14 protein-coding genes are annotated in these 16,658 nt (G+C 69.0%); 8 read left to right on the plus strand and 6 right to left on the minus strand.

The features are described from left to right. The first annotated feature begins 157 nt into the window (after positions 1–157). Entirely contained in the window at positions 158–691 is a 534-nt protein-coding gene (locus NFL01S_RS11470; protein ID WP_062974287.1) for a GNAT family N-acetyltransferase, read from the plus strand. Between the two features lie 11 nt (positions 692–702). Here NFL01S_RS11470 and NFL01S_RS11475 read toward each other — a convergent pair whose 3' ends face one another. Then, complete coding sequence (locus NFL01S_RS11475) at positions 703–1,512, minus strand: tyrosine-protein phosphatase (RefSeq protein WP_062974581.1); 810 nt, start codon at positions 1,510–1,512, stop codon at positions 703–705. 104 nt (positions 1,513–1,616) lie between these two features. Beyond that, entirely contained in the window at positions 1,617–2,633 is a 1,017-nt protein-coding gene (gene zapE / locus NFL01S_RS11480; RefSeq protein ID WP_062974289.1) for a cell division protein ZapE, read from the minus strand. Positions 2,634–2,668: 35 nt separating this feature from the next. Here zapE and NFL01S_RS11485 point away from each other — a divergent pair, with 35 nt between their 5' ends. From NFL01S_RS11485 to msrB, 4 genes are all read left to right on the plus strand, one after another. Then, positions 2,669–3,433 (plus strand): pyrimidine reductase family protein, encoded by a 765-nt coding sequence (locus NFL01S_RS11485; protein WP_062974291.1) that lies wholly within the window; start codon positions 2,669–2,671, stop codon positions 3,431–3,433. A gap of 272 nt (positions 3,434–3,705) precedes the next feature. Beyond that, positions 3,706–5,256 carry an alpha/beta hydrolase gene (locus NFL01S_RS11490; RefSeq protein ID WP_062974293.1) on the plus strand — a complete coding sequence of 517 codons (1,551 nt, stop codon included), beginning with the start codon at positions 3,706–3,708 and terminating at the stop codon, positions 5,254–5,256. Between the two features lie 95 nt (positions 5,257–5,351). Then, positions 5,352–6,692, plus strand: coding sequence for a glycosyltransferase family 87 protein (locus NFL01S_RS11495; RefSeq protein ID WP_245670633.1), 1,341 nt, complete (start codon positions 5,352–5,354; stop codon positions 6,690–6,692). 43 nt (positions 6,693–6,735) lie between these two features. Then, positions 6,736–7,188: a peptide-methionine (R)-S-oxide reductase MsrB gene (gene msrB, locus NFL01S_RS11500; protein WP_084492599.1), complete on the plus strand. Its 453-nt coding sequence runs from the start codon at positions 6,736–6,738 to the stop codon at positions 7,186–7,188. A 93-nt stretch (positions 7,189–7,281) separates the two neighbouring features. Here the strand turns inward: msrB and hemQ are convergent, their stop codons facing one another. The 3 genes from hemQ to hemE form a co-directional block, all read right to left on the minus strand. Next, positions 7,282–7,977 (minus strand): hydrogen peroxide-dependent heme synthase, encoded by a 696-nt coding sequence (gene hemQ, locus NFL01S_RS11505; protein WP_062974295.1) that lies wholly within the window; start codon positions 7,975–7,977, stop codon positions 7,282–7,284. Between the two features lie 161 nt (positions 7,978–8,138). Beyond that, positions 8,139–9,506: a protoporphyrinogen oxidase gene (locus NFL01S_RS11510; protein ID WP_062974297.1), complete on the minus strand. Its 1,368-nt coding sequence runs from the start codon at positions 9,504–9,506 to the stop codon at positions 8,139–8,141. 545 nt (positions 9,507–10,051) lie between these two features. Next, positions 10,052–11,107, minus strand: coding sequence for a uroporphyrinogen decarboxylase (gene hemE, locus NFL01S_RS11515; RefSeq protein WP_062974299.1), 1,056 nt, complete (start codon positions 11,105–11,107; stop codon positions 10,052–10,054). 197 nt (positions 11,108–11,304) lie between these two features. On the opposite strand from hemE, the gene NFL01S_RS11520 reads away from it, so the two are divergent. Together NFL01S_RS11520 and NFL01S_RS11525 are read left to right on the plus strand one after the other, a co-directional pair. Further along, positions 11,305–11,940 (plus strand): DUF3000 domain-containing protein, encoded by a 636-nt coding sequence (locus NFL01S_RS11520; RefSeq protein WP_084492600.1) that lies wholly within the window; start codon positions 11,305–11,307, stop codon positions 11,938–11,940. 38 nt (positions 11,941–11,978) lie between these two features. Further along, positions 11,979–13,349: a ribonuclease D gene (locus NFL01S_RS11525; protein WP_084492601.1), complete on the plus strand. Its 1,371-nt coding sequence runs from the start codon at positions 11,979–11,981 to the stop codon at positions 13,347–13,349. 7 nt (positions 13,350–13,356) lie between these two features. Here NFL01S_RS11525 and dxs read toward each other — a convergent pair whose 3' ends face one another. Further along, positions 13,357–15,255 carry a 1-deoxy-D-xylulose-5-phosphate synthase gene (gene dxs / locus NFL01S_RS11530; RefSeq protein ID WP_062974301.1) on the minus strand — a complete coding sequence of 633 codons (1,899 nt, stop codon included), beginning with the start codon at positions 15,253–15,255 and terminating at the stop codon, positions 13,357–13,359. Positions 15,256–15,480: 225 nt separating this feature from the next. Here dxs and NFL01S_RS11535 point away from each other — a divergent pair, with 225 nt between their 5' ends. Beyond that, positions 15,481–16,149 (plus strand): SIMPL domain-containing protein, encoded by a 669-nt coding sequence (locus NFL01S_RS11535; protein WP_062974303.1) that lies wholly within the window; start codon positions 15,481–15,483, stop codon positions 16,147–16,149. The last annotated feature ends 509 nt before the right edge of the window (positions 16,150–16,658 follow it).

Below are 16,658 nucleotides of genomic sequence, written 5' to 3' on the forward strand. Positions count from 1 at the left end.
GATGCGTCCGGCAGCAAAGCCGGAGATCGCATTTCGGCCATCGCCGCAGGTCGGGAGGAGGCGGCGCGACCGGCATCGGCAGTTACCGGCATGACCGGCTGCGGTGGGGCGACCTGCGCACATGCATTTCACCGGGTCGCTGTGGTCTCATTGAACTATGACCACTGTCACCGTGGACCGGGCAGGACTGTGGGATGCCGAAGCACTCAGCGATGTCGCTGCTGCGACCTTCCCGCTCGCCTGCCCACCAGGTACCGATCCCAACGATATCGGCGTATTCGTCGCGGACGTGCTGTCCGGCGAACGTTTCGGTGAATACCTGTCCGATCCGGCACGGACCGTACTCAAAGCGGTCGCCGACGCCGAGATCGTGGGGTACACCATCCTGAACGGGGGCACGCCGGACGACCCCGAGGTGGCAGCGGCGATAGGGCCCGACCCGGCACTGGAGATCAGCAAGCTGTATGTCCTGCCGGGTCACCACGGCACGGGGGTGTCGGCCGCGCTCATGCGGGCGGCGCTGGAACGTGCCCGCGGTGCGGACTACGCCGGTGTCTGGCTCGGCGTGAACCAGCACAACCTGCGCGCCCAACGTTTCTACGCCAAGTACGGCTTCGAGCAGGTGGGCACCAAAACCTTCACTGTCGGCCGCCGGGTATACCACGATTACGTGTTGCGCCTGACGTTCTGACCGCAGCGGTATCAGTCGAGCATGTGCGTTTTCAGCGCGTCGATCTCGGCGGTGCTCAATCCGAGGCCCTCGCTGACATAGCGATCGAAACTGCCGTAGCTGCGCTGAACCTGGTCGAACGCCGAATCGAGCCATTCCTGCTCGACCCCGGCCAGCCCGTCACCGGGCGCGGCATGGCGGTAGTGATTCGACAGCAGGAAATCCGCGGTGACGGTATCGCGGTCCACGCCGAGAACGGTGAGCAGCACCGCCGCCACCCAGCCGGTGCGGTCCTTGCCCGCGGTGCAGTGGAACAGAACCGCTCCGCCCTGGGGATCACGGCCGGTCTCGACGATATCCCGCAAGACGGCTGCCACCGCCTGGTTCGCGCCCGGAGCGGTGATGAAGGCCCGGTACAGATCGGCCCCGCCGGCCAGGGTGGACATGAGCTCCGGCAGCGGGGCGGCGCCGATCACGTCGTACCAGTTGGCCTGGGCGCCCGCCGGAATCCGGTCGGGGGCGAGGGCGCGCTCGTACACCGTGCGCAGATCGGCGACCTCCCGGACGCCCAACCGGGTCAGTTCGGCGAGGTCTGCCGGGGTGAGATCGGTGAGCTGATCGGCGCGGAAGGCGATTCCGGTACGCACCGTCCGGCCGTCGGCAGTGCGGTAGCCGCCGATGTCACGGGCGTTCGGGGCACCGGTCAGATGCAGCGACCGGTCCGCCTGGAGCACTTCGGCGGCGGGCGGCGGATCGGCGAAGCCCACCGCCGTCGCGGAACCGAACGCAACCAGCAGGCCCGCGAGTACCACGGCCGGTACGCGCGCACAACGATCGATCATGGCCGAACTCCCCTCGATATTCGACGGCATCCCCCGAGGGCGCCCGGTTCAGCAAACCAACCGTGGGCCACCAGGTCAACCGCGAAACGGCGTGGCGCCGCGCGTCAGGCCGCGACTTCGAACCGGGACAGTGCCAGCAGCCGGGAGATCGCACGCAGATACTTCTTGCGGTACCCGCCGTCGAGCATCTCCTGGGAGAAGATCTCATCGAGTTTCGCCCCGGAGACGGTGACGGGCGTACCGGCGTCGTAGAGCCGGTCGGCCAGCACCACCAGGCGCAGTGCGACGGCCTGGTCGGTCACCGGATGCACGCCGGAGATCAGCACCGTGGGCACCCCGTCGATGAGGGCGCCGTACTTGGACGGATGCAGGGTGCTGAGATGCCGCAGCAGGGCATCGAAATCGTCGAGCGTCGCGCCGGGGGTCGCCACCGCGCGATCCGCCAGTTGTTCCGGACTGCTCGGTTCGGGAGCGGGCGGGAGATCGCGGTGACGGTAGTCGGGGCCGTCCACCCGGACAGCTTCGAAGATCGAGCCCAGTTTCTTGATCTCGCGCAGGAAATCCTGGGCGGCGAAGCGGCCTTCCCCGAGCTGCCCGGGCAGGGTGTTGGACGTGGCCGCGATGGAGACCCCGGCCGCGGAAAGTTCGGTGAGCAGCCGCGACACCAGCATCGTATCGCCGGGATCGTCCAGTTCGAACTCGTCGATGCACAGGACACTGTTGGCCGACAGCCGCGCCACGGCGTTGGTGAAGCCGAGCGCGCCCACGAGATTGGTGAGCTCGCCGAAGGTCCCGAACGATTTCGGCGCCGGGGCGCTGTGGAAGATCGAGGCCAGCAGGTGGGTTTTGCCGACACCGAATCCGCCGTCGAGGTACAGGCCCGCACCCTGGCTCGGCTTCTTCTTGCCGAACAGCGATTTCTTGTGCGATGCCTTGTGGATGGCGGCGACCTTGCCGGCGAATGCGCGCCCCGCGGCCACCGCCGCGGCCTGGCTCGGCTCGCCGGGGTCGGGAATGTAGGTGTCGAAACCGACCTCGTCGAACATGGGCGGGGGCACCATCTGGGCGACCAACTGGTCGGCGGGGACCTCCGGGCGGCGGTCGACGAGGCGTTCTTGCATGAATGCAGCCTAATGACATGATATGAGCTGTTGTTATGCAGCGTAGTCCCGATGCGATCCAGCTCACAGACCTCGACAACGAGGCCCTGGCCGATTTGTACGCCTATCCGGCCGAACCGGAACGGAGTTGGCTACGCGTCAATTTCGTGGCCAGTATCGACGGTGCGGTGACGGGCACGGGCGGGGTCTCGGAATTCCTCGGGACACCGGCCGACAAGCGAGTGTTCCATCTACTGCGCGAACTCGCCGAAGTAGTGCTCGTCGGCGCGGGGACCGTCCGCGCCGAGAACTACGGCGGTGCCCAGACCGACCCGCACTTCCGCCGCGATCTGTACGTCCGGGGCGCGGGCGGCCATCCGGACGGCACCCCGCCGCCGATCGCGATCGTCACTGCCTCGGCCGCGCTGGACCCGGCGCACCGGGTGATCACCACCGCCGTCACCCCGACGCTGATCCTGACCACCGCCGCCGCACCATCGGCCTGGAAGCGGGCGCTCACGGACGCGGGCGCGGAGGTGCTCGAGGTCGGGGACCGTCTCATCGAGCCGCATGCCCTGCCGGCCGCGCTCGCCGCCCGCGGGCTACGGCGCGTCCTGTGCGAGGGTGGGCCGCAGTTGTTCGGTGCGCTGGCCGGAGCAGGTGCTGTCGACGAACTCTGCCTGACCACCGCACCGCTGCTCATCGGCGGCGGGGCGCGGCGAATCGCCGTATCGCATGAGGAATTCGCCCGCCGGATGACCCCGGCGCATGTGCTGTTCGATACCGACGGAACGGTGCTCACCCGCTGGATTCGGGCCTGACCCCGGAACCGCTGGCCCGGCGGGAGACTCCATGCGAGCCATGGAGATCGAATACACCCGGCATCCCCACGCGATGCCGCCGGGCACCACCGGCAGGTCCAGGCAGGCCGGGCTGCACGCGGGCGGGATATGCCGGCTGCACGCGGGCACGACATGTTGCGCCTGCATACACACGCCGGCCGGCACGGCACGGGCGAGACTCCGGCAGAGTCGCGCACGCCGGTGGTGTCCCGCGCAGGCGCACCCGGAGCGGACCTGGCAGGCTGTAACGCATGCGCTGGACTCGGGCAGTGGTGCCGGCCTCGGCACTCTTGATCATGATCGCCGGCTGCGGCGCCGGACCCTCGGACCGTCCGCATGTCGCCGTCGAACGTCCGCCGGTACCAGGCGATTCCGCCCCTTCGGCCGAGGTTCCGCCGCCGCCCGCGGCAGAGGTTCCGAAGAACGAGCTGGCCTGGCGCGACTGCACCCGGGAGACGTTCGACGAGCTCGGCCTGGGCCCGGGGCCCACCGGCCTGGTGCTGGAATGCGCGGATTTCTCCACCCCGATCGACACCGCGGGGACGGTACGCGGCAATTTCCGTGCCGGTGCGTTGCGCGCACGCCTCCCGCAGACCCCAGCCGACGCACCTCCGCTGGTCCTGACCTCCGGAGTGGACCGCTCGTCCAGCGCAACCCTCGCAGGCATGGTCACCGGGCCCGCCGGTGCGCTGCTGGCCGCACAGCCTGTGGTCGCGGTGGACCGCCGCGGGATCGGAAGCTCTCAGGCGATCGACTGCCTGCCCGACGAGATCCGTTCCGGTCTGCAGGACAACGCGCAATTCGCGCCGGGGGGCGACCCGGTGGCCGCCATGGTCGACATGTCCCGGAACGGGACGATCGCGTGCCGGGATTTCCTGCAGCCCTATGACGGCACCTTCGATGCCGCCCATGCCGCCGACGATATCGAGCAACTGCGCCGGGAATGGGATGTCGAACGTATCGCGCTTCTCGGCACGGGCAGCGGCGCCCAGGTCGGCCTCGAGTACGGGCGCAAATACGGTGATCGGCTCGCCCGGCTGGTCCTCGACTCCCCCACGCCGGTCGGCGTGGACGCGGTCACCCGCACCGAAACTGCGGTGCAGGGTGCGGAAGCGGCCCTGAGCGCGTTCGCCCAACAGTGCGCCGGGATCGCCTGTTCGCTCGGCCCCGACCCGCGGGCGAAGGTGACCGAACTGGTCGGCAAGGCCGCCGCCGGACAGCTCGGCGACATTTCGGCAAACGCGGTCCGTACCGCGGTGACCGGTTTCCTCGGCAGCCCGCGCGCCGACCAGTCGAGCCGGGTCGCCGAACTCGCCGATGCGCTGTCCGCGGCGGACCGGGGTGACCGGGGCCCGCTGCAGGCGATCATCGACCGGCAGGAGACCGCCACCGCCGGGGACGGCCAATTCGTCAACAGCTGCACCGATATGCCGCAGCCGCCGCCCGCCCCCCAGGTGACCGATCTGTCTGCGATCTGGGCCGAGAAGTATCCCGCGTTCGGGCGGTCGGCTGCAGTGTCGATGCTGGTCTGCTCGGCGTGGCCGGTGACCGAGGCGCCGCCCGCGCTGGAGGAACTGGAGCTGCCGGTATTGGTGCTGTCCGGTGCCGGCGACCCGGTCACCGGCGCCGCCCAGGCCTCGGTGACCGGTGCGCTCGGCGCCGCCGGCGCCCGGCACTCGACCATGATCTGGCAGGGCTGGGGTCATCCGGTCAGCGCCCATTCCGGTTGCGCGCAGACCGCTGTCGTCGAGTACCTGAAGGATGGCGAACTCCCGGGCGACGGAACCGCCTGCCCGGCCTGACAACCGTTCGCCCGGCGGGCCCGATGTACGTCTGACCGGCGCGTCGAGGGTGGGTCCCGGCAACACCACGGCACCGTCCGGTGTACCGTGCCGTGGTGTTCCTTCGACAGCTCGAGCCCCGCACCGCTCGAACCACCGCCGACGTGATCCGGTTCGCGCTCTGGCCGCTGGCAATCATGACCGTGCTCAACCGGGTGTTCATCAAGGCTGTCAACGGTTTCGTCACCGACGACTACAAGCCGGTCTACCAGGCCTCGCTGGACTTCCTGAACGGGCGTGAGGTCTACACGGCGAATTTCGATTCGGTCGACCCGCACTACCTGTACCCGCCCAGCGGCACCCTGCTGATCGCACCGATCGCGGTGATCGACTACGAGAAGTCGCGCTGGCTGTTCATCCTGCTCAATGCGGTCGCGATCCTCATCGCCTGGTATCTGCTGCTCAAACTGTTCAACTACACGCTGCGGTCGATCGCCGCACCGGCGCTGCTGCTGGCAATGTTCATGTCCGAGACGGTGATCAACACCCTGGTGTTCACCAATGTCAACGGATGCCTGCTCCTCGCCGAGATGCTGTTCCTGATCCTGCTGCTACAAAGACGCGATCTCTGGGCCGGGGTGATACTCGGCTTGAGTATGGCGGTCAAACCGACCCTGGCGCCCCTGCTGTTGATAGCTCTGGTGCGCAAACAGTGGACATTGGTCGCCACGGCGGTGGCAGTGCCCATCGCGCTCACCGGCATTGCCTGGCCGCTGTCCAAGGATCCGGAGGCATTCTTCTCCCGGACCACCCCGTACCTCATGGAGACCCGCGACTACTTCAACAGCTCGATCCCCGGCAATGCCGAGTACTACGGGTTGCCGCCGTGGTTGATGTGGGGCATCCGGGGCACCATGGCGGTACTGGTGCTGATCGCGCTGTGGATCCTGTACCGGTACTACCGCAACGACGAGTTGTTCTTCGTCACGACCGCTGCGGGTCTGCTGCTCACCGCCGAGTTCTTGCTCCTGTCGCTCGGGCAGATGTACTACTCGATGCTGCTGTTCCCGTTCCTGATGTCGGTGGTGCTGCGCAATTCGGTACTGCGCAACTGGCCGGCCTGGCTGGCGGTATTCGGGTTCATGTCCTACGACAAATGGCTGTCGGACCGCTGGCCCGATATCGGGCGCAACCTCGAGTACCTGCGGATCACCTTCGGCTGGGGGCTGCTGCTGATCGTGGTGTTCTGTGTCCTCGGTGATCGGTACCTGGCCGCCCGCCGGGCCGGCCGGCTACCACATCTGGACCCGGAGTGGATGGCCACCGCACCCGATTCCCGGGAGACCACCGATGCACCCGCGGTGCCCGGCGGCCGGGGCGAACAGCCCGGCACCCGGCCTGCCGATCCGGTGCCGGTTGCGTCCCGGCTCGCCGAACCCCAGAGCGTGGGCGGCTGAACCGGTACGAGACGCGGCGGCGGGAGAGTATTAGCGTGGAGGCATGAGTTCCGACGCGGACGCCACCGATACCTCCCTGCCCGCCCCGAAAATCCAGCTGACCCCCCAGCAGTGGCGGGCCAAGCTGGATCCGATGGAGTACGCCGTGCTCCGGGAAGCCGGCACCGAGCGGCCGTTCACCGGCGAATACACCGACACCACAGCCGAAGGGGTGTATAGCTGCCGGGCCTGCGGTGCCGAACTCTTCCGTAGTTCCGAGAAGTTCGAATCGCATTGCGGCTGGCCGTCGTTCTTCGATCCGGCGGATTCGGATGCGGTGCTCTTGCGCGCCGACGATTCGCTCGGGATGCGGCGTGTCGAAGTGCTGTGCGCCAACTGCCACAGCCACCTCGGACACGTCTTCGAGGGCGAGGGATATCCGACACCCACCGACAAGCGGTATTGCATCAACTCGATCTCGCTGCGGCTGCACCCCTCGACCAGCTCAGCGGAGTGAGCTCCCCGTTTGCCGATCGGTACGTTACGTAACGACCGCCCGGTTTACATGCCCCCATTTTTCGGGGCCCTACCGGGCGGTCGGAATCGGCCGTCAGGGCAGCGCGGCGACGAGTTGCTCGATCTCGACTCGCGGGCCGGTGAAGAACGGAGTCTCCTCCCGGACGTGCATACGGGCCTCGGTAGCCCGCAGATCCCGCATCAGATCGACGATCCGGTGCAGTTCCGGCGCCTCGAAAGCGAGGATCCACTCGTAGTCGCCGAGGGCGAACGAGGCGACGGTATTGGCCCGGACATCGGCGTATCCGCGTGCTTCCTTACCGTGATCGGCCAGCATCTTGCGGCGTTCCTCGTCGGGCAGCAGGTACCACTCGTACGACCGGACGAACGGGTACACGCAGATGTAATTCCCCGGATCCTCCCCCGCCAGGAACGCCGGCACATGGCTCTTGTTGAACTCCGCCGGGCGATGCAACGCCACATTGCTCCACACCGGGGTGGCGGCCCGGCCGAGTTCGGTGGTCCGGCGGAAATCCGCGTAAGCGGCCTGCAGATCCTCGATCCGCTCGGCATGGGTCCAGACCATGAAATCGGCGTCCGCGCGCATACCGGCCACGTCGTAGAGACCACGAACCACCACATCCCGATCCGCGAGACCGTCGAAGAACGCGCGGGCCTCCTTGATTGCCGCCGCCCGGTCCTCACCCAGCGCCCCCGGCCGCACCTGGTACACGGAGAACATGAGATAGCGGATGGTGGAGTTGAGAGCCTGGTAATCGAGTCGCGCCATACCCCTATCGTGCCACCTGAACGGAACCGGACCGCCTCCGAGTGGGTAATCTGCGTCGCCCGGCTGTGACAGCGCCTTCGGGGGGCACCGGCCTGGTTCCACGCAGGTCACCTGCAGAGCGCGGGCCGGGATTCCACCGGGTGAGGTGGCGACGTCCGCAGTCACCGACTCCTGGAAGCCATATCAGCGCACGCCGCGGCGATCCGGCGGGCAGCGGCGGTGGCCGAGGCGACGCAGGCCGGCACGCCCACACCGTTGAGATATGCACCGGTCACTGCGAGATCGTCGAGGCCCGCCAGCCCGGCGTCGATTTCGGCGACCCGTTCGGTGTGGCCGGGAGCGTATTGGGCGAGTCCACCGGGCCAACGCTGGACGACCGCCGAATTCGGGGTGATGGCGGCACCGGTCACGGTGGCGAGGTCGGCGGTGGCAGCGGCCACGAGTTCGCTCTCGGAGAGGGCGGTCGTGGTGTCGTCGCCGAAGCGCCCGAACGATACCCGGACCACCGCGGTGTCACGAGCCGCCAGATGCGGCCATTTCCGGCTCGACAGCGTGAACGCCTTGGCCCGCAGCGGTTCGCCCGTCGCCACCAGCACCCCCGAGTTCTGCGGTAACTCGGTGTCCTTCGGCAGCTCCAGTACGACGAGCGCCGACGAAGACAGTTCGATTCCAGCGGCCGCCCGCGCAGCCGCCGGGGCGACCTCCGTCAGCAATCGGGCGGTCGCAGGCGCCGGGGTCGCGAGGACCACGGCGTCGAACTCGCCGACCGGATCCACCCGCCAGCGTCCGGGCATCCGGTGCAGGGCGTCGACCCCGGTACCGCGGACTGTCGTCGCCGCGGCCTGTTCCGCCAGCGCCCGGATCAGTACCCCGTAGCCGTCGCGCAGCGCACCGAATACCGGGGCATCCGACGGCGGCGGCAGTGTCGCCGACACCGCGGCGGTGAGACTGGTGGCACCCCGGTCGAGGGCCGCGGCCAGCGCAGGCAGGGCCGCGCGGAGACCGATGGAGCGGGCCGTGCCCGCGTAGACGCCGCCGAGCAGGGGGTCGACACTGCGCGCTACGGTTTGGGCGCCGAACCGGTCGGCCACCAGGGAATACACATCGGTATCGGCGCCGGGCCGCCAGTCGAAGGCACGGGTGGGCTCATCGGCGATCCGCGCCACCGTATCCGCGTCGAGAAGTCCCGCAACCGAGTGGGGACCGGACGGGATCCCCATCAACGTCCGCTCGGGCAGCGGATGCGCCCGCCCACCGGCCCACACCAGCGGCCGCAGCCCTGCCGGATGCACCAGCTGGCCGGCGATCCCCAGCTCCCGTAACAATGCCGGAACCTCCGGACGCCGCCCCACGAACGCTTCCGCGCCCAGATCGACCGGTTCGCCACCGACCGACCCCGTCCGCAGCACACCGCCCAGCCGGTCGCGCCCCTCGATCACGGTGAGGTCCGCTGCAACTCCCAGCGCCTGCCGCAGCCGGTACGCCGCGACCAGCCCACTGATTCCCCCACCGACCACCGCGATTCTCATACCCCGACCGTAACCGTTGCTGCGCCGTCGACCCGCACGCCCTCGGGATACTGGAGGCGGACTACCGCATGCCGGGAAGAAACTGTTCCGCCGGTGGACCGAGGCCGATCCGCGGTCGGTCGATTTCGCGCTGCAGGTCACTCGGTAGGCGGAGTTGTCGACGCGGCCGCGCACGCGGCCGGCGACCCGGCCATGCGGCTCCCCACGGCGGACGGGGCCGCGCGCGGCACGCGTCGAGATCGAGACCGGCGCCGAGTTGTCGTAGACGGGCGGCGCGCCCCGCCACGGCGTGACCAGCCGGGCGCACGGACAGCGCAGACCGGCAGGCCCGCCGGGTGTTGCTGGAGTGTTCCCCGAAGCACGATCCCGCCGGCATCCGCCGTGGAGCGGGCGCCGGCCGCCGCACATCGCTGCCGGGCTCGGTACTGCTGATTACGCGATCACGTGAAGTACACGGCCGAGCCCGATAGGACCGGTGGAGGAACGACGAGCGGTGCCACGCCGGCGCCGATACGTGCGCAGCAACGGTCGGTCGAGCGGCGGTCTTACAGCTCGTGGACCAGCTCGACCAGCGCCGTCAGCACCCCCGGGTCGGTATCGGGGAGCACGCCGTGGCCGAGGTTGAAGATATGCCCCGTGGCGCCCATCGCGAGCGCGGAGTCCGCTTCGTCGGCGATCCGCCGCGCCTCGGCCTCCACGACCGGCCCTCCCGCGAACAGCACGGACGGGTCGAGATTGCCCTGCAAAGCCTTTCCGGGACCGACGCGGCGGACGGCCTCGGTGAGCGGTACCCGCCAGTCGACACCGATCACATCGGCGCCGGCCTCGCCCATCGCGCCGAGCAGTTCTCCCGTGCCCACACCGAAGTGGATCCGGGGTACCCCGGCGTCGGCGACTTCGGCGAAAACCCGTTCCGAATGGGGCAGGACATAGCGGCGGTAGTCGGCCTGGGACAGGGCACCTGCCCAGGAGTCGAACAGCTGGATCGCATCCACCCCGGCATCGAGCTGGGCGCGCAGGAATACGATGGTGATATCGGTGAGCACGCCGAGCAGCGCGTGCCAGGAGGCCGGATCGCCGTGCATCATCGCCTTGGTGCGCTCATGATGCTTACTGGGCCCACCTTCGACCAGGTAGGACGCCAGGGTGAAAGGGGCGCCGGCGAATCCGATCAGCGGGGTCTGCCCGAGTTCGCCGACCAGCAGACGGACCCCGTCGGTGACGGCACCGACCTCCTCCGGTCGCAGGCGGGGCAGCGCCTGGATATCGGCCGCGGTCCGCACCGGGGAGGTGACGACCGGCCCCACCCCGGGGACGATATCGAGATCGATACCGGCCGCTTTCAGCGGGACGACGATATCGGAGAACAGGATCGCCGCGTCCACCCCGTGCCGGCGGATCGGCTGCATTGTGATCTCACAGACCAGTTCCGGATCGAAGCAGGACTGCAGCATCCCGATACCTGCCCGCAGTTCCCGGTACTCGGGCAGCGACCGCCCGGCCTGCCGCATGAACCAGACCGGCCGCCGGGCCGGTGCCGCCCCGGAGGCGGCGGCCAGGAACGGGGCATCGGACAACTGGCGGCGCGTGTAAGTGCTCATCACCGGCCATCGTATGCGGCCCCGCCCGCCACGGCGTGCAAGCCCGGACCACTCCCGACGCCGGACCCGTCCCGTGGCCGGATGACCAACAGGACAGTTGCGCGGTTTTTACCACGAAGGGGCACGAACACCCAGCAACAACGGTCGCCCGGCGCGCCTCCGCACGCCCCGGCTACTACAGGTCTACCGTCACTCCCGTGACACCGCTCGATATCCGCGACGGCGCACCGAACGATGGGCCCGGCGACGAACCCGCATCGTTTCGCGCTGCCGTTTCGGCGATGGGCGCCGCGTCCCTACATCCGCGGATCGAATTGTCCCCGATCCGGCCGCCGCAGCGTCTCGCCCCGTATTCCTACGCACTCGGCGCCGAGGTGATCCATGAGGACTCGCCGGTGGTACCCATCGATTCGGAGGGTGATGCGTTCGGCCGGCTGATTCTGCTACACGACCCGAACGGCGACGAGGCCTGGCACGGAGTGTTCCGGCTCGTCGCCTATATCCAGGCCGATATCGACGGCGCCCTGGCAGCCGATCCGCTGCTGCCGGAGGTTGCGTGGAGCTGGCTGGTGGATGCCCTGGAATCCCACGACGAACCGTTCACCGCGCTCGGCGGAACGGTGACCTCGACCAGTTCGGTGCGCTACGGCGATATCGCCGGACCACCCCGGGCACATCAGCTGGAACTGCGCGCGTCGTGGACCGCCCGGACCACCGAGATGGCTCCGCACGTAGAGGCTTTCGGTGAAGTACTGGCCTATGCGGCAGGTCTGCCACCTGCGGGTATCACCGATCTACGGCCGTCGGAGTCCACCAACACCGACCGTGGTTGAATATCGGCCGTAGCCTCGGCCACGTAGAGTGGCCCTTTATGCCGGTAGTAGAGGAGCCCGAACACCTGTCCGGTGGCCACCCGGACGGTGGCGCCGCGCCGTCATCGGCGCCCGGGCCGGGGGTGGACAGCACACAGGCAGGTTCTATATCGGAGAGTGGGCTGCCCGAACCACCCGCCGCGGTACCCCTGCTGGCCCCGGCCGACGGGATCCCCCCGGTCTGCGCGACCCCCGGCGAGGTCGCCGCGGCGGCGGCACGCCTGGCCGCCGGCACCGGACCGCTGGCCGTCGACGCCGAACGGGCCTCGGGTTTCCGCTATTCGTCCCGTGCCTATCTGATCCAGCTGCGCCGCGCCGGGGCGGGTACCGTCCTCATCGACCCGATTCCGGTCACCGAGGCGCTGGAGCCGCTGGCCGAGGCGATCAACGGCCTGGAGTGGATTCTGCATTCCGCCGATCAGGACCTGCCCGGTCTGGCCGAACTCGGGCTGCGACCGGCGAAACTGTTCGATACCGAACTGGGTGGGCGGCTGGCCGGATTTCCGCGCGTCGGTCTGGCCGCCATGGTCGAGCAGTTGCTCGGCCGGGCCCTGCGTAAGGGACACGGGGCCGCGGACTGGTCGACCCGGCCGCTGCCGGAAGCGTGGCTGAACTATGCCGCTCTGGATGTCGAACTACTGCCCGAACTCCACGAAGCGGTGGCCGCCGACCTCGCCGACCAGGGAAAAACCGACTGGGCAGCACAGGAATTCGAGCATATCCGGCTCGCCGAACCCGCGGCGCCCAAACCGGACCGCTGGCGGCGCACCTCCGGAATCCACACCCTGCGCCGGGCCCGCCAGCTCGCGATCGTCCGGGAACTCTGGACCACCCGGGACACCTTGGCACGCGGGCGCGATATCGCGCCGTCGCGGATCCTCCCGGATTCGGCCATCATCGCCGCCGCGAACGCGGACCCGAAGAGCATCGGGCAACTGCGCGAGTTACCGGTGTTCGGTGGGCCGCGGCAGCGCCGCTACTCACGCGAGTGGCTGGGGGCGGTGGAACGGGCCCGCGCCCTCTCCGACGAGGAACTGCCACGGATGAGTCAGCCCTATGAGGGCCCGCCGCCGGTCAACCGCTGGGAACGCCGCGACCCCGCCGCGGCCGCCCGGCTCACCCGCGCCCGGGCGGCGATGACAGAGATCTCGGAACGAGTCACGGTACCGGTCGAGAATCTGCTCGCACCCGATCTGGTGCGACGCCTGTGCTGGGACGGACTGCCCGATTACCGGCTCGGACCGGAGTCGGCGCGCGAGGTCGCCACGACGATCGACGGTTTCCTGAAATCGCACGGCGCCCGGCCGTGGCAGCGCGAACTCACGGCGGCCGCGCTCGCCGGGGCCCTCACGGAGGCCCCGGCGCAGTGAACCGCTGTCAGCCGGCGTTCAGCCAGCCGGCGACGCGGCGCGCGATATCGGGGGCCGTCAACCCCAGGTCCTGACGTACTTGGGCGATACTGCCGTGGTCCAGGAATTCCTGGGGAATACCGATATCCCGGGCCGGTACATCGAGTCCGGCACCACGCAGGCGGGCCGATACGGTCGAACCGATCCCACCGTGCAGACCGCCGTCCTCCAGGGTCACCACCAGCCGATAGTTCTCCGCGAGTTTCACGATGGTGTCCGAGACCGGCAGCACCCAGCGGGGGTCGATCACCGTCGCACTGATCTGCTCGGCCTCCAGCAGTTCGGCCGCCTGCAACGCGGCCGGTACGAGCGAGCCGACCGCCACGAACAACACATCACCACGCTGGGCCCGCGCCGAAGGCCCCTCACGGTCCGGCAGCCACAGCACGTCCACCCCGTCGAGACGTTCCACGGCCCGGATATCGGCGCCGACGCTGTCCTTGGGGAACCGCAGGGCGGTGGGGCTGTCGTCGACCGCGAGGGCCTCGGTCAGTTCCTCGGCCAGGGTGGCGGCGTCCCGGGGTGCGGCCACCCGCATTCCCGGCACGATGCCCAGCAGCGACAGGTCCCACATGCCGTTGTGGCTGGCACCGTCCGCGCCGGTGATACCGGCGCGGTCCAGGACCAGGGTGACCGGTTGTTTCAACAGCGCCACATCCATCAGCAACTGATCGAAGGCGCGGTTGAGGAAGGTCGAATAGATCGCCACCACCGGATGCAGGCCGCCCAGCGCGAGCCCCGATGCCGAGGCAAGTGCGTGCTGTTCGGCGATACCCACATCGAAGAGGCGATCCGGGAAGCGTTCCCCGAACGCGGACAGGCCGGTCGGGCCGGGCATGGCCGCGGTGATCGCGACGATATCCTCGCGGCGTTCGGCGTGCGCGATGAGTTCCTTGGAGAACACCGACGTCCAGCTGGCCGCCCCACCCTTGCTCACCGCTTCGCCGGTAAGCGGATCGATGGGGCCGCAAGCATGCATCTGATCGGCCACATGGTTCTCGGCCGGTTCGTACCCGTGCCCCTTCTGGGTGACGGCGTGCACCACCACGGGGCCGCCGAATTCCTTGGCATGGCGCAGCGCCGATTCCAGCGCGACGATATCGTGGCCGTCCACCGGGCCCACATACTTGATTCCGAGATCGCCGAACAGCTCCTGCGGGCTCACCGCGTCCTTGATCCCGGCTTTCACCGCATGCACCATCGAATACGCGGAATCCCCCACGCCCGGGATGCTTTTCAGGAAACGACGACCCGTGTCGAGCATATGTTCGTACACCGGCTGAGTACGCAACGCGGTCAGCCGTTCGGCCAATCCGCCGATGGTCGGCGCATAGGACCGGCCGTTGTCGTTGACCACGATCACCACCGGCCGGTCCGGCGCACCGGCGATATTGTTCAGCGCCTCCCAGCACATGCCTCCGGTGAGCGCCCCGTCGCCGACCACCGCGACCACATGACGGTCCTGCCCGGTGAGCGCGAACGCCTTGGCCAGGCCGTCGGCGTAGGACAGCGAGGCCGACGCATGGGAAGACTCGACCCAGTCGTGTTCGCTCTCCGCGCGACTCGGGTAACCCGACAACCCGTCCTTACGGCGGAGGGTATCGAAGCCGTCCTTGCGGCCGGTCACGATCTTGTGCACATAGGCCTGGTGGCCGGTGTCGAAGATCAACGGGTCGGCGGGCGAATCGAACACCCGGTGCAGTGCGAGCGTGAGTTCCACCACCCCGAGGTTCGGGCCCAGATGCCCGCCGGTGACGGCGACCTTGTGTACCAGGAACTCACGGATCTCGGCCGCCAGCTCCCGCAGTTGCGGTACCGACAGCCGACGCACGTCTTCGGGCGTATCGACCCGGGAAAGCACTCCCACCTGATTCGCTCCCTCCGGATAGCGCAGTTGATCCGACCAGTCTAGGAGCCGCGGCCGAGTACTGTACTCACCCGACGACGAAGGCTGCGCACCGCCGCACCGGGCCGGATCCGCGGTCCGGCGTATCCGTCCAGCCTAAGGTGAACGACGTATGCCGCGCGAACCGCGTGCACTTGTGGCCGCGCCGCGCCGCACGAGGACCCAGACCCGATACGAGGAGGCCGGATGGACCATCCGCAGACCGGAACCGTCACCGTATTCGGGCAGGGCACGGTACATGCGGTACCGGATCTGATCGTCGTCGGTATCGGGGTGGAATGCCGCGCGAGCACCGTGGGCCTGGCCTACGAACAGGCCGGCCGACGGCTGACTGCCATCACCACCGCGCTACGCGAGGACGAGGTACCCGGCCGCGATATCGCCACCGGAGTGCTATCGGTCCGTTCGGATATCGCCTGGCAGGACGGTGTATCCAGGATCACGGGATATATCGCCACCGGCGGCCTGCGCATCACCCTGAGTCAGCCCGGATCCGGTACGACGGGCACCGATCCCGCAGGCGTTATCGCACACGCCGTGGCTGCCGGCGGTGACGACGCGCGACTGGGCGGCCTGCAGCACGCCTTCGCCGATCGAACCCGGCTCCTGACGCGTGCCCGGGATGCAGCCTGGGATGATGCGCTGGACCGCGCCCGCCATTACGCACGCCGGGCGGCCCGCGACCTGGGGCCGGTGCTCGAGATCACCGAGGACACCACGGCCCCGGCGCCCCGCGCACCGCAGGAGTCCGGTGCCGTGCGCATGGTCGCCGCGACGAGCCAGTCCTCGGTTCCGGTGGAACCCGGGGAACAGGAGATCTCCACGGTCCTACGAGTCACCTGGCAGCTGGGCTGATATCGGTTGCCCCGGCCTGCGGAATTCCCGGGTACGGCGACTTTCCCGCCACGGGGTCACTCCTGCGAGCGAACCTCCAGGAAGAGGGGGGCCGCGCCTCCTGCGGGCGCCGGTGCCGGCCCACAGCCACGCGCACCATCGCCGTGTACCCGCGCTCGAGGGCGTGGAGTTCGCTGGTCGGCGGCGGACGGGCCGGCGGATCGTTCCGCGGTCTTGCCTGGCGTCGGAGCCGAGGGAGGCCGACAACAGCACCCCGACCCGGGATACCGCGCGGCAGCGCCGGGTACTCACCGAACTGCTGAGGATGACCGGCCCCTGGCCGCAATACGCGCACATCCCCATGCCGGCTGCCCGCCCGAGCGGTCTCGGTGCGCCCGGCGCCGGCGACGAACGTGCAGTAATGCCGGAAAGCGCGACAGATAGTATCCGGATGACGTCCGGCGGGCCCGGTACCGGCGCGCCCACCCAGATGGCAACTCGGGTCGCACCGACCGAGATCCTTCGTTACC

The organism is Nocardia flavorosea NBRC 108225, from assembly GCF_001613385.1.
In the GTDB taxonomy this organism is placed as follows: domain Bacteria; phylum Actinomycetota; class Actinomycetes; order Mycobacteriales; family Mycobacteriaceae; genus Nocardia; species Nocardia flavorosea.